The following is a 14347-nucleotide window of genomic DNA, read 5'->3' as shown; positions in this document are numbered from 1 at the left end:
AGAAGCTTATGTTCAGGCCATGTTTACAGAGCTTGGTCACTTCGCCCTCATCTTGGCTTTTACGGTATCTATCGTACAGGCAATTATTCCTCTGATCGGGGCCCATAAGGGCTGGCATGGCTGGATGGCTGTTGCTGAACCTGCGGCAACGGCCCAGTTCATGCTGCTATTTTATAGCTTTATTGCGCTGACATATGCGTTCGTGACGTCGGATTTTTCGCTGCAATTGGTTGTTGCGAATTCCCATACTGATAAGCCACTACTTTATAAATTTGCGGGTGTATGGGGCAATCACGAAGGATCGATGCTTTTGTGGGTGTTGATCTTAGCACTGTTTGGTGCATGTGCGGCTTGGTTTGGGGGTAATTTGCCTGATCGATTGCGTGCACGGGTGCTGGCTGTGCAGTCTTCAATCTCAGTGGCGTTTTTGGCGTTCATTTTGTTCACCTCGAACCCCTTTTTGCGCATTGAACAACCTCCATTCAATGGTCAAGATTTGAATCCATTGCTGCAGGATGTTGGGCTCGCGTTTCATCCGCCGCTTTTATATCTCGGATATGTTGGGCTTTCGATGAGCTTCAGCTTTGCTGTCGCAGCGTTGTTAGAGGGGCGGGTCGATGCCGCCTGGGCTCGTTGGGTACGTCCATGGACTTTGGCTGCGTGGGTCTTTCTGACAGCTGGTATCGCGCTTGGATCATGGTGGGCTTATTATGAATTGGGCTGGGGTGGTTTTTGGTTCTGGGATCCTGTTGAAAACGCATCATTTATGCCGTGGCTGTTTGCGGCGGCGCTGTTGCATTCGGCTGTCGTCGTTGAAAAACGTGAATCCTTAAAAAGCTGGACGATCTTGCTTGCGATACTGGCGTTTGGGTTTTCCTTGATCGGGACGTTTTTAGTGCGTTCTGGTGTAATCACCTCTGTACATGCGTTCGCCAATGACCCTGAAAGAGGTGTTTTTATTCTGATCATTCTGGGTGTGTTTATGGGCGGCGCTTTGACGCTGTTTGCAGCACGTTCCCATGTCATGCAGGCGAAAGGCGCCTTTGCAATGGTTAGCCGTGAAAGTGCGCTGGTACTGAACAACGTATTGCTGGCGGTATCGTCATTGGTGGTTTTTGTGGGCACGATCTGGCCATTGGTGTCTGAACTTGCGACAGGACGCACATTATCAGTAGGACCGCCGTTCTTTAACGTCGCGTTTACACCCTTTATGGTTTTGCTGGGCGCAGTTCTGCCTATTGGGGCAATGTTGCCTTGGAAGCGGGCAAAGCTTGGCAGGGTGGCGCGTGGGCTCATACCGTATTTTGTGGTGTCTGTCGCATTGGCTGGGTTGGTCTGGTCGCTTCAAACAGGTCGTTCTCTGCTTGGACCGATTGGGCTGTTTCTAGGGTCTTGGCTTGTTTTTGGGGCTTTCGCCGACCTGTGGCTGCGCAGTGGCCGCTACGGGATAGCTGACCGTTTGAAACGCATGACGCGCTTGCCGCGGTCCGATTGGGGTAAGGCGCTAGCGCACGGCGGGCTTGGTATTACGATCTTTGGGGTCGCAGGTCTTACCGCATGGGAACATGAAGATATTCGTATCGCAGCCATTGGAGAAACCTTTACCGTTGGACAGTACGAAATCACGTTAGATCAGGTCTCTGAAGAACCGGGGCCTAACTATCGTTCCCTGATTGCCCAAATGACGGTGATGCGTGGATCACGTGTTGAATCTGTTTTGTACCCTGAAAAACGTATCTACCCGGTGCAAGCAATGCCAACCACCGAGGCCGCAATCGATAATGGGTTCTTGCGTGACGTTTATGTTGTGATTGGTGACGTTCAGGAAAACGGCGGTTACGCGGTGCGCGTCTATATTAAACCGTTGGCCAATTGGATATGGGCTGGTTCCATCATCATGGCAATCGGCGGGGGTATCAGTTTGACGGATCGGCGGTATCGTGTTGCCGCCGGTGCGCGAAAACCTGTCACCAATGCAACGGCGGCGGAGTGAGCTATGAAAAATATCATTTTGGCTCTGATGTTGTTTGCCACCCCAATCTGGGCGGTTGAACCAGACGAACTGTTGGCTGATCCAGCGCTTGAGGCACGTGCACAAGATTTGGATGAAGAAATCAGATGCGTGCAGTGCGTTTCCGAAACGATTGCATCCTCAAATGCGGATTGGGCCAAAGACGCGCGGATAATGGTGCGATCTCTTTTGATTGAAGGTCAAAGCGACGAAGAGGTGCTTGAGTTTTTTGCAGAGCGCTATGGCGATGTTGCCTTGATGCGTCCGCGCCGAGCAGGGGTAAATCTACTTTTGTGGTATGCCGGGCCAATCATGCTGTTGTTTGGTGCGTTTGGCGCGTGGTTTTATGTACGTCGCCGCAGCCAAGAAATTCAACCAGAGGCTCTTTCTACTGATGAAGAAAAGCGACTGAAATCACTGCTTGACGACTGACGTCGGGTTTGGCTTGCGGGGCCTTCGTCTTTGGGGTTCACTGCATCAAAATCCCAAAGGATACGCAGATGATCTATGAAACCATTCGCCTAGATATTTCAGATAATATTGCGAAACTGACACTCAATCGACCAGACGTTATGAACGCGCTTAGTACCCAAATGCGCGCTGAGATTACCCATGCAGTGCGCACTGCGCAAACCCAAGCGCGCGTATTGGTGATGACTGGGGCAGGGCGCGCATTTTGTTCAGGGCAGGATTTGGGTGATGGGGTGAACCCGGCTGCGATGGATTTGGAACGCACGTTGCGTGACGAATACGAACCGATGTTACGGGCTATTTTTGAATGTACCATTCCAACGATTGCCGCTGTGAATGGGGCCGCGGCCGGGGCTGGGGCAAATCTTGCGTTGGCATGTGATGTTGTTATCGCCGCTGAAAGTGCGGTGTTCCTACAGGCCTTTACCCGTATTGGGCTGATCCCGGACGCGGGTGGGACGTATTGGTTGCCACGCCAAATGGGCTTTGCCAAGGCGATGGGGGCTGCTCTGTTTGCAGAACCAATTGGTGCCAAGCAGGCGTCAGACTGGGGTATGATTTGGGAAGCCGTACCCGATGACGTTTTTGAAACGCATTGGGCTGCACGGGCTGCGAAACTCGCTTCAGGTCCGACTATGGCGTATCAACATGTCAAATCTGCATTACGTCAGAGCTTTGATAATCCGCTTGAGGAACAATTACAGCTAGAGGCACGCCTGCAAGGGGCTTGCGGTGAAACCCGAGATTTCCAAGAAGGGGTGGTTGCGTTTCTAGAGAAAAGGCCCGCTAAATACGAAGGGCGTTAAGCGGAAAAAAAGGCGCGGAGATTACTCCGCGCCTTTTTTCGTTTTGTGTGACGTTAGGCCGTACGGGTCACCAATTGAACATGTGACGTATTAAATGTTGGGCCAGGGTTCTGTACAATTGCAACAAGCTGCCCATTGATGCTTACATTTGCACCTGATCCTGGGGTTGTTTCGATTTCAATTGCTGAACTCGGAAGAAGTGTCGCTGAGTTAAAGACTAGAACATCTTGGGAAACATCGAAATCGGTAACTACGATTGGATTTCCATCGCCGATCCAGTCTCCGAGGATAATCCGGTCAGAGCCTTCACCGCTTGTGATAGTGTCGCTATGTCCTGTGTGTACCACATCATCGCCGGCACCAAGATTTATTTCGTCTCCTACGGTGTCAGTATCATTTGAATAGTCGAAAACAGTGTTCCTAACCAAAGCATCGGCTTGAAATGGGAAATTGACATTTTGAAGATCAGCTAAAAACTCATCCATATCGAAAAAGCCAGCTGAAAAAACTGTGTCATCCCCATTACCGGCATTTATGGTGTCTGCCCCCAAGTCATCCCAAAGTGTGTCGTCGCCATTTCCGCCGCTTAACAGATCATTTCCAGCGCGGCCAATAACATGATCGTCGTTCGCGCCACCGGAAAGAACGTCATTTCCGGTTCCGCCAGCAATCACATCCGCACCACCTAGTCCATTGAATGTGACGCCATCATTCGCTCCGAAGAAGTTATCACCACTGGTTGTCGCAACCCCACCAGTAGCTATAGGTTCGCGCCCCCCCGGCGTCGGGTCTGTCGGCTCCGGTGGTGTTGTCGGCTCTGGCGGTGTTGTTGGTTCCGTCGGAGTTGTTGGCTCCGTTGGAGTTGTATCAGGCGTTAGGCTTTCTGGTTGCTGTTCAATCTGAATATCAGCCACTGTTAGTGTGCCGAAGGCTCCGTTTACGGTTGTCACCGTTTCACCATCCAATGAAACCTGCGCATTCCCGTTACCATCATCGGTAATGGTCACTGTTGGGCTGGTTGCAGCGGTTGACAGAACAATAGAGTCTTCGCCTGCTGCGTAGTCATTGATCACAACCGGTTCTGTCCCCGAGGCCCAGTCGCCCACAAGGAACGTGTCACGGCCATCGCCTCCGATAAGCGTATCTGAAGAACTGGCCACAAGCAGATCATCACCGTCGCCACCATTCAGCACATCGGCAACACCCTCATCACCAGCAGACCCGATTTGCGTGCCATTGGTTGCGATTTGACTGATGAAGCTATCGGCAGAAACGCCATCTAATTCGTCAATGCCCATATCATGAGATAGCTCTTCAGCCCCTACAAGGATATCGTTGCCTGAACCACCGTTAAGCGTATCAAGACCGCGACCGCCGACAATGGTGTCATCATTTACGTTTCCGTTCACGAGATCGTTGTTATCGCCGCCAAAGAGCATGTCATTGCCGTCGCCACCACCAACGGTGTCGTCACGGGTGCCGCCAAATACGGTATCGTCGCCATGACCGCCGGAAATTTCGTCTTGGCCGACGCCGCCGAGAATTGAATCATTCCCTTCGCCGCCAGTGACCTGATCATCCCCAAAGCCAGCGAAAATAGTGTCGTTGCCAAAACCACCGGATATGGTGTCATGGCCACCGCCACCTGCAATGTAGTCATCCCCAGTACCACCAGAGATATCATCGCGGCTGGAGGAATCGGAATCTGTTAAGCGATCATTTCCTGCCCCACCAATGAGGGTGTCATTATCGCCGCCGCCGCGCAGGGTGTCGTCACCGTCGCCGCCATTAAGATTGTCAGAACCTGCCATGCCGTTGATTACGTCATTACCCGTACCGCCAGTCGCAACGTCGTCACCTGCAAAAAGGTTGATTAAGTCGTTCTCTGCGGTTCCAGTCACATTATCCGCTTGGGTGGATGGTGTGGAAGGATCTCTCGGGGAAGGTTCGTTTGTTTCGTCGTCGTCACTATTTGAATCTACAATAAATCCAACGCCGATAAGGCCAATAGCCGCTAAAATTAACTCAATCATTAGTAACGCCTCTTGTTGTGAAAGACGTATTACGCGTGTGAGCTCGAGTCAAATTTTGTCTTTATTTGTATTTAAAATGAGAACATTCCCTCTCAAATTTTAGTATTGGATCAAAATTCGCCACAGATGGTAAGTCCTTGTTTTTGAAGTAAAATGACTCAATTTGTCGCCACAAAGGTGTTCTCTGGATGTCGTACACATGTCTTGTTTGAGTGGGCTGGGTATCGATGAAAGCTGCAAAATAGGAGTTCTCTATAAACTGTCATAATTGACAGTTTATTGTTCTTGGAGTAGTTTGATTTCGAAGGTTTGATTTTTGGAGTGGATATGCCTCGCCCATCTAATAAGGAGAAACGTCGTGAACAGGTGTTGGCTGCATACCTTAGTGCAGCATCAAGATATGGGGTTTCAGGAGCGACATTAGATGTCATCGCAAAGGAGGCCAGTATGACGCGTCCCTTGGTGCGCCATCACCTCGGAAACAAAGATGATATGTTTGACCTGCTTGTTACTCATGTTGTTGCTGAACTCGAAAAACAAACCCAATCAATTGCGGATGCGTTGCCTTCATCTAGACGGCTGGAAGTCCTGATCGATTACTTGTTTGGCCAACCCGAAGATCCCGGTCCTCAGCTTATTTTTGTGTTTGCGGATCTCACGATGAAAAGTGTTTCAAATAGCGTTCTTGCAACGCGTTTAGCCGCTACCATTACTCAGTTTGAAACTTTGTTGAGAAAAGAAATCTATGCGGAGTTTTCTAATGTGCCAGACGTGACAGCAAATGCCGTCGCCCATGGCATCATGGCGATTTACTTTAATAGCATTTCTCTTGAACCCCTGATGCAGGCGACCGAAAACGCCCGAAATGCCGTTAACATCCTTATTGGCTCCTTAAGAAAAGAGTAAAAGTGCAAATGAATATGCGTGTGTTAAATTACAGTACCTTCGTTGCGCTGATGGTGTCGACGGCGTTGGGATATCAGTTTCTTTGGGGAGTATTGTTTCTGTATTGGACTGTGCCCAATTTTTATTCTGGTCACGCATTTCTCGTGTCCGACGTAAGACGTGATGAAGACCCCGTTTTGTTTTGGTCCGTGCAAGGCGCATGGTGTGTTCTTGGGCTTTCGTTGATCGTTTTTGATTTCTTTCCCAATTTCCTAGGAGCATCATGGTGACCCGAATGCTGCACTATTTGCCTGTTGAGGCATACACTTCTCAAGATTGGTTTGATCGCGAGCAACGTCAGATTTTTTCAACCACTTGGCGGTATGCGGGCCTGATGGAAGACATCAGTGAACCAGGCCAGTACATGAGCGTTCAGGCTGGTTTGAATAGCATTTTCATCGTGATGGGGCGAGATAGGCGAATAAGAGCGTTTCACAACATTTGCCGACATCGGGGAACGCAGTTGATCCGGGCAGTGGGAAAGACGCAGAAAGCTTTGACATGCCCTTATCACGATTGGACCTATGATCTGGAAGGCAATCTGATTTCGGTTCCAGAGGAAGATAGGGAATTCAACGGGATTGATAAATCATGTTTGGGATTGAAGCCCGCCAGCGTGGATATTTGGAAGAGCATGTTGTTTGTGCACCCCGATCCTGATGTAGGTTCGATCATGGATTGGTTCGGGGAAATAGATGACCAGATCGGCCCACATATACCCGAAGATTTGCCAGAATACGAAGAAGGGCAAAGTTCCTACGAAATCAAAGCCAATTGGAAAATCGTGGTTGAAAACTATATAGATGTTTATCATTTGGCCCATCTCCATTCTGGAACTCTACAGATGTATGATCATGCAAAGGCCGAATACGGGTTCGTGGGGCCGCATTATCTGTTTTGGGAACCCCCAGTGGCAGAATACGCGGAAAACCAAAGTCAAAAGTTGCCTGCGCCACGTGTTATTCCCGAAGACCAGGTCGGGGCGTGGGTGCCTATGCTTTTCCCTGGAATTGGGATAGGTGCAGCCGAAGATGGTTGGAATATATTTATCATTGAACCACTAGCGCCTGATCTAACTCGTGTCGTTAATCGAAGCAGAGTCGCGAATGCCAGCGCTTGGGAGTTTTCAAAACAAGCAATGCGATCCAGCGGGTTTTGGGCGAATTTTGGATTAGAGGGCAAATATAAGAAAGATGACGCCACTTCGGAAGACGACCCGATGGCCAGCGGAGACTTTACTGCAGAGGATATTTACGCTTGTGAACAGCAACAAAAGTCTCTGTCTTCACCACATTACGAAGTCGGTCCAGCTGCAAAAGGGGAAGCCCCCGTTTTGGAACATCAGAAGATTATTTTGAAATGGTTGGAAGAGTAAAGATGAGCCAAAATTTCTACGCTTTAACTGTAAGCGATGTCAGAGATGAAATCGAAGGGCAGGCCAAAACGATTGCGTTTGATGTAGCTGATCGTTTGGCAGATGTTTTTAGGTGGCGCGCGGGGCAACACCTTTCGCTTAGGTTTCGATTAAACGGTCAAGAGGAGCGGCGAAGTTACTCTATTTCGTCGTCGCCTGTGTCAGGCGCGCGCCTGCAAATAACGGTCAAACGTGTAAAATACGGCTGTGTCAGCAATCATATTAACGATAGCATCGCAGTAGGCGATACCATCGACGTAATGCCACCGCATGGTAGGTTCGTTTTAGACACTGCCCCAAATTTGCGCCGTAGCCATTATTTCTTTGGCGCAGGTTCGGGGATCACGCCACTTTTTTCCATGCTGCATTCGGTGTTGTGCAATGAGCCTCACTCAGTTGCCTACCTTGCCTATGGGAATAGGGCCGCGAGTGATATTCTATTTGGCGATGCGTTGGATGAATTGCTGGAGATGTACGACGGTCGATTGATAGTCAGGCATATTTTATCTGCGCCCTCGATGTGGTCGGGGTTTGAATACTGGCGTAAGGGAAAGGTTGATGCCGATGCTGTAAAGGCTTTGATCGACGAACATCCTCCTTACGCTCAGGATACGCAATATTATGTGTGTGGTCCGGGTAAAATGAATGTGGATGTACAAGCGATCTTAGGGGCTTTGGATGTACCAAAAAGCAGAATTCATTCAGAGAGTTACGGTCAGATAGCAACGCTGGATGATGGGATTTTAGGCGTTAATGCCGAAGTGAAAATTCACTTAGATGGCACGCTACGCTCTCTCTCAGTAAAGGCTGGCCAAACAGTGTTGGATGCTGCGCGAAAGGCCGGATTGGCGCCGCCGTTTTCCTGTCAGTCAGGGGTGTGTGGCGCATGCAGGGCAAAGATAAGCAAAGGCACGGTACATATGCGTGCGCGGATGGCACTGGACGATGTGGATATCGAAAACGGTGATATCTTAACTTGTCAATCTTTGCCGATGTCGAATGAAGTTACCATAAGCTTTGATTGAGTAGGCAAAACTTTCTGCCAAAGGCTGCGCAATGGTACCCAAGGTGGATGGAAAAAAACGCGCCAAATTTTGGCGCGTTTTTGAGTGCAATTTAGCGATCTTCGACGTCAACATAGTTGCGCATCGTTTCACCGAGATACAATTGACGTGGACGGCCGATTTTTTGACCTGGATCGCCCAGCATTTCTTTCCACTGCGAAATCCAGCCAACTGTGCGGCTAAGCGCAAAGATCGGAGTGAACATAGAGGTTGGAAAACCCATCGCTTCAAGAATAATACCCGAGTAGAAGTCCACATTCGGGAACAGTTTTTTGTCCGCGAAATATGGATCTGCGAGCGCTGCAGCTTCGAGTTCTTTGGCAACCTGCAGAACAGGATTGTCCTCAACGCCCAATAGATCGAGAACCTCGTCGGCAGATTGCTTCATCACCTTAGCGCGCGGGTCAAAGTTTTTATAAACCCGGTGCCCAAAGCCCATGAGACGGAAAGGGTCTTCCTTGTCTTTTGCGCGTGCAATAAATTCTGGAATACGATCAGGTGTACCGATCTCTTTCAGCATTTCGAGGCAAGCTTGGTTTGCACCGCCATGGGATGGACCCCAAAGGCAGGCAATTCCCGCAGCAATACAAGCAAAAGGGTTGGCCCCAGAAGAACCCGCAAGGCGTACAGTCGATGTTGACGCATTTTGTTCGTGGTCAGCGTGAAGCGTAAGAATACGATCCATTGCGCGGCTTAGAATAGGGTTTACTTCGTAGTCCTCAGCAGGAACAGCAAAACACATCTGCAAGAAGTTTGCAGAATAGTCCAAGTCATTGCGCGGATAAATGAATGGCTGACCGATGGAGTATTTATAGGCCATCGCCGCAATTGTCGGCAGCTTTGCAATCATTCGAACTGACGCAACTTCGCGTTGGTCTGGGTCGTTGATGTCTAGCGAGTCATGATAGAATGCTGACATTGCACCAACAACACCAACCATTGTTGCCATTGGGTGCGCATCACGGCGGAACCCACGGAAGAAGTTATGCATTTGCTCATGCACCATTGTATGGCGCGTGACCCGGTTTTCAAACGCTTCAAGCTGTGCCGCAGAAGGTAGTTCACCGTACAAAAGCAAATAACAAACTTCTAGGTAGTGAGATTTTTCGGCAAGCTGATCAATGGGGTAACCACGGTGCAGCAATTCGCCTTTGATACCATCAATATAAGTAATCGTTGAATCGCAAGATGCCGTAGAGGTAAAGCCGGGGTCATAGGTGAATACACCTGCCTGAGCGTAGAGCTTGCTTATGTCGATCACGTCCGGCCCAGCCGTGGGTGAGTACATAGGCAAGTCAACACGCGTATCGCCAAATTCGAGCGTTGCGGTTTTCTTATTGTCAGCCATGTGTATTACCTCTCCATCTTGTCACCGCTGCATTTCAACGATGACCCTGCGTTTTGGGGATTCCCCCGAGTTTATTCACGCGTCACATCGTTAATCCGTGCGAGCGTTTCGTCACGTCCAAGGACGAGCATCATATCAAAGACACTGGGGGTTGTCGTGCGGCCAGCGAGCGCTGCACGTATTGGTGCAACCAGCTTACCAAGTTTTAGACCCTGTGTTTCAGCGACCTCAGAAACCGCAGCCTCAAGATCCTCTCGTGACCAAGTAGCATTTTGCAGGTGCGGCGTCAATGAGCTCAGTATACTACGGGATACATCATCAAGTGATTTTTCTGACTTTTCGTCGCGTTCAATAGGCCGGGAAGTGAGAATAAATCGTGATTTTTCAAGGAGGTTTCCAAACATCTTAGATTTTTCTTTAAGACAATACATTGCCTTCAACAGATCGTGACGTTGTGTCTCACTCAAAGGGTCTTCATTATTCGCGCTTAGAAACCCTTCGATTTCATGCAGCAGTGCAGCATCATCTGACTGCGCGATGTGTTGACCTGATAGGTTTTCTAGTTTTTTGAAGTCGAAACGGGCAGGGGATTTTCCTATGCCGCCAAATCCAAACCATTCCTTTGCCTGCGAATCTGTAAAGAATTCGTCATCCCCATGGCTCCAGCCGAGGCGTGCTAAATAGTTGCGCATGCCAGATGCAGGATAACCCATTGCCTGATATTCTTCGACACCCAAAGCCCCATGACGTTTTGACAGTTTTTTACCATCAGCGCCGTGAATAAGGGGGATATGTGCCCAAACCGGGATCTCCCAATCCATTGCATTATATACCAACGATTGCCGCGCCGCATTCGAGAGGTGATCGTCCCCCCGAATAACGTGTGTAACCCCCATATCGTGATCATCTACAACGACAGCTAACATGTATGTCGGCGTACCATCGGAACGTAAACAAATCATATCATCCAGTGTTTCATTTTTCCACGCGACTCGTCCTTGGACTTGATCCTCTACAACGGTCTCCCCATCGCGTGGTGCCTTAACCCGAATAACATAGGGTGCGTCAGCGTGTGTGTCCGACGACGCATCGCGCCAAGGCGATCTGAAAAGGGTCGATTTTCCTTCTGCTTTGGCCGTTTCGCGAAAGGCTTGAATTTCGTCTTGGGTTGCAAAGCACTTATATGCGTGTCCTGAGTCAAGCATTGCATGTGCAACCTCTGCATGGCGATCGGCCCGTTCAAATTGGCTGATGGCTTCGCCGTCGTAATCAAGTCCTAGCCATTCCATTCCACGCAAAATGGCGGCTGTCGCTTCTGGTGTTGAGCGTTCCCGGTCGGTGTCCTCAACCCGTAGTAAGAACTTTCCCCCGTTGCCCCGTGCATATAGCCAGTTAAACAATGCGGTTCGCGCGCCGCCAATGTGCAGGTATCCGGTCGGAGATGGGGCAAAACGTGTGACTACGGGGCGGTCGGACATGGTGTTAACCTTTTGGAAACTGTGATGGAGATATCGTTAACCCCGTTCTAATGACGCCAAGCAGTGAGGACAAGGTGCCTAGGTTGCCAAATCCATTGGCCTTGATCGAAACACAGCGCGGACACTTGTTTGTTTGGGTTCCGGTGTTTTTTGCCGTGGGGATTGTTCTCTACTTCAATATGCCGAGGGAACCATTTGTTTTTGAATGTATATGGCTAATATGTTCTGGTGTTGTATGTAGCCTTCTATCCCTAAAATTTGGTGAACTCTTATCACCTGTCTTTTGCGCGTTTTCGCTCGTAATAGCGGGTTTTTTTGCAGCCGTATTACAGGCGAATTGGGTGGCGGCTCCGGTGCTTGATTTTCGATACTATGGGCCGGTCGAAGGGCGTATTGTTCGGATTGATCGGTCTCATAGCAATCGGACCAGATATACTCTGGATCAAGTTGTCTTAGCACGAGTAGCCCCTGACGATACTCCCGAAAGGGTTCGCATTTCAGTACATGGTGCGCAAATTACTCCGATGCGTGTGCCTGGTCAGAATGTTTTGCTAACAGCTCATCTTTCACCGCCTCCGCGCCCAGCCGAACCCGGTGGTTTTGATTTTCGTCGTTTTGCATGGTTTCAACAACTTGGGGCCGTTGGGTACACGCGAACGCCCGTGATGTTACTGGAGCCAGAACATCAGGATTCGCCGGCTGCCTGGTTACGCAGCACCAGATACGGCTTGTCTCAAACAGTGCAATCTTGGATGCCCGGTGGGAACGGTGCTTTTGCAACGGCAATTACGACAGGTGACAGAAGTGCGATCCCCAGCGAAATTTTAGAAGACCTGCGCGCGACAAACCTTGCCCACCTCTTGGCGATTTCCGGGCTTCACATGGGGTTATTGACGGGTTTTGTGTTTGGTGCACTCCGGTTTCTTCTTGCTGCCATCCCGCTGACGGCATTGTATCTACCGATTAAAAAAATAGCGGCCGTCGGGGCATTGATGGCGGCAACGATCTATCTATTTTTATCTGGTGGAAATGTTGCAACGCAGCGGGCGTTCATAATGGTTGCGGTAATGTTGATCGCTATATGCTTAGATCGACGTGCGATTACGTTACAAGCCGTCGCCGTTGCTGCACTCATTGTGTTGGTTCTTCAACCAAACAGTCTCGTATCTCCGGGCTTTCAGATGTCTTTTTCGGCGACGATTGCGCTTGTCTCAGTGTTTGGGGCGTTGCGGAATTGGGACTGGTTCGGTTTGCCCAAGATCGTTAAACCTATGGGGGCTGTTGTGTTGTCATCCGCGGTGGCGGGGATTGCCACTGCACCCGTTGCTGCGGCGCATTTCAATCAGTTTTCCCAATTCGGACTGATCGCGAACATTCTTTCTGTTCCGATTATGGGCGCCATTGTGATGCCCGCCGCAGTGATAACCTTTTTGCTCGCTCCGTTTGGACTCTCTTTGATCGGAGTGTTCTTTATGGAGCTGGGGATCGATTGGATTTTATGGGTTGCTCAGACGATTGCTGCGTTAGATGGGTCTGTGCGTTATGTTGTGACGCCACAACAGTGGGCTTTACCTCTTTTTGCTATTGGCGGGTTGTTCATTGCACTTTGGCAGGGGAAAGGCCGTTGGGTTGGCGCACCGATTTTGATGTGCTCCGCAATATTGTGGGTACAAACACAGCGGCCGGTTTTGCTGATTTCTGACACTGCAGATTTAATTGGGGTGCTTAGAGAAAACGGTCGGGTTTTAAACAAAGAAAGAGGGCAAGGTTTTGTCGCCCGTAGTTGGTTAGAGAATGACGGGGTGGAGCCCATTCAGGCCGTAGCATTCGACCCTGAACTAGATGAAAGATTGATAATATTTGATGTCGGTTCAACATCTATTACGCATGTTCGATCTGAAACCGATGTGGCTGATACGTGTCGTGTTGGAATTTGGATATACGCATATAGAGGCGTCGAAATGGACGGAGATTGTTTGCAAATCACCCCAGAAACACTGGATCGAAGCGGAAGCCTCGCGTTTTTTGAAACCGAAAATGGATTAACTGAAGTTTCTTCCACAGAAATGTCAGGGAACAGACTTTGGAGTCCATTCCCGCATCATCAGTAATTTCGGATCAGTCCAACGAGGCGCCCCTGAATTTCAACCTGATCTTCAGGCAAAACGCGGGTTTCGAAAGCAGGATTAGCTGCTTCAAGAGCGATCATCGCCCCTTTGCGTCTAAATCGTTTCAGCGTCGCTTCATACCCGTTGACTTGGGCAACAACAATATCGCCGTTTTCAGCGGTTTGAGTTTCACGGATAATAACGACATCGCCATCGTTGATACCCGCGTCGATCATTGATTCACCTTTAACCTCAAGTGCATAATGTGGATCGCCACTGGTCAGCATCTGTCCAGGAACAGCCACATTTGTTGCTGCATCCGAAATGGCTTCGATCGGCACGCCCGCCGCAATACGCCCCATGAGCGGCAATGCCATAGCTTGAACTGCTGTTGAGGCTGCAATCGCACCGTTTAAGCTCGCTGTGGAAGATGCTGATGCGTCAATAGATTCGGGTAGTCTTACGATTTCAATAGCGCGTGCACGATGTGCCAACCGGCGAATGAAACCACGTTCTTCTAACGCGGTGATCAATCTATGAATGCCAGACTTTGATCGTAAATCCAGCGCGTCTTTCATTTCATCAAAAGAGGGCGGAACACCATCAGCATTCAGGCGCTTGTTGATGAAGTTAAGCAGCTCAAGTTGCTTTTTCGTCAGCATGGATAGT

At 49.6% G+C, this 14347-nt stretch carries 12 protein-coding genes; 8 read left to right on the top strand and 4 right to left on the bottom strand.

The features are described 5' to 3' along the window. Positions 1-19 precede the first annotated feature (19 nt). The 3 genes from G9C99_RS02315 (at position 20) to G9C99_RS02305 (ending at position 3288) form a co-directional block, all read left to right on the top strand. A complete protein-coding gene (locus tag G9C99_RS02315) occupies positions 20-1993 on the top strand; it encodes a heme lyase CcmF/NrfE family subunit (RefSeq protein ID WP_166415833.1) in 1974 nt (657 codons plus the stop codon). A 3-nt stretch (positions 1994-1996) separates the two neighbouring features. Further along, positions 1997-2443 (top strand): cytochrome c-type biogenesis protein, encoded by a 447-nt coding sequence (locus tag G9C99_RS02310; protein ID WP_166415832.1) that lies wholly within the window; start codon positions 1997-1999, stop codon positions 2441-2443. A 68-nt stretch (positions 2444-2511) separates the two neighbouring features. Then, positions 2512-3288 carry an enoyl-CoA hydratase-related protein gene (locus G9C99_RS02305; protein ID WP_166415831.1) on the top strand — a complete coding sequence of 259 codons (777 nt, stop codon included), beginning with the start codon at positions 2512-2514 and terminating at the stop codon, positions 3286-3288. Between the two features lie 53 nt (positions 3289-3341). Here the strand turns inward: G9C99_RS02305 and G9C99_RS02300 are convergent, their stop codons facing one another. Continuing rightward, positions 3342-5321 (bottom strand): calcium-binding protein, encoded by a 1980-nt coding sequence (locus G9C99_RS02300; RefSeq protein WP_166415830.1) that lies wholly within the window; start codon positions 5319-5321, stop codon positions 3342-3344. A gap of 447 nt (positions 5322-5768) precedes the next feature. Here G9C99_RS02300 and G9C99_RS02295 point away from each other — a divergent pair, with 447 nt between their 5' ends. From G9C99_RS02295 to G9C99_RS02280, 4 genes are read left to right on the top strand one after another with little or no spacing between them, the layout of a single operon-like run. Next, on the top strand, positions 5769-6227 hold the full coding sequence (locus G9C99_RS02295; protein WP_231703945.1) for a TetR/AcrR family transcriptional regulator: 459 nt from the start codon (positions 5769-5771) through the stop codon (positions 6225-6227). A gap of 2 nt (positions 6228-6229) precedes the next feature. Next, positions 6230-6496, top strand: a complete 267-nt coding sequence (locus G9C99_RS02290) for a hypothetical protein (protein ID WP_166415828.1) — start codon at positions 6230-6232, stop codon at positions 6494-6496. A 5-nt stretch (positions 6497-6501) separates the two neighbouring features. After that, positions 6502-7641, top strand: coding sequence for an aromatic ring-hydroxylating oxygenase subunit alpha (locus G9C99_RS02285; protein WP_231703944.1), 1140 nt, complete (start codon positions 6502-6504; stop codon positions 7639-7641). A gap of 2 nt (positions 7642-7643) precedes the next feature. Then, on the top strand, positions 7644-8705 hold the full coding sequence (locus G9C99_RS02280) for a 2Fe-2S iron-sulfur cluster-binding protein (protein WP_166415827.1): 1062 nt from the start codon (positions 7644-7646) through the stop codon (positions 8703-8705). Between the two features lie 91 nt (positions 8706-8796). Here the strand turns inward: G9C99_RS02280 and G9C99_RS02275 are convergent, their stop codons facing one another. Together G9C99_RS02275 and gltX are read right to left on the bottom strand one after the other, a co-directional pair. Then, positions 8797-10092 carry a citrate synthase gene (locus tag G9C99_RS02275; protein WP_166415826.1) on the bottom strand — a complete coding sequence of 432 codons (1296 nt, stop codon included), beginning with the start codon at positions 10090-10092 and terminating at the stop codon, positions 8797-8799. A 71-nt stretch (positions 10093-10163) separates the two neighbouring features. After that, the gene (gene gltX, locus G9C99_RS02270; protein WP_166415825.1) at positions 10164-11570 is read right to left on the bottom strand and encodes a glutamate--tRNA ligase; all 1407 of its coding nucleotides are present in this window, start codon (positions 11568-11570) and stop codon (positions 10164-10166) included. Positions 11571-11620: 50 nt separating this feature from the next. Between gltX and G9C99_RS02265 the strand changes: the two genes are divergently transcribed. Next, a complete protein-coding gene (locus G9C99_RS02265) occupies positions 11621-13681 on the top strand; it encodes a ComEC/Rec2 family competence protein (protein ID WP_166415824.1) in 2061 nt (686 codons plus the stop codon). Here the strand turns inward: G9C99_RS02265 and lexA are convergent. Further along, on the bottom strand, positions 13675-14340 hold the full coding sequence (gene lexA / locus G9C99_RS02260; RefSeq protein ID WP_166415823.1) for a transcriptional repressor LexA: 666 nt from the start codon (positions 14338-14340) through the stop codon (positions 13675-13677). The genes G9C99_RS02265 and lexA overlap by 7 nt on opposite strands. Between the last annotated feature and the right edge of the window lie 7 nt (positions 14341-14347).

It is taken from the genome of Cochlodiniinecator piscidefendens (assembly GCF_011326755.1).
Classification (GTDB): Bacteria; Pseudomonadota; Alphaproteobacteria; order Rhodobacterales; family Rhodobacteraceae; genus Cochlodiniinecator; species Cochlodiniinecator piscidefendens.
The sequence above is the reverse complement of the archived record's forward strand: the minus strand, read 5'-3'. Positions and strand labels throughout refer to the sequence as shown.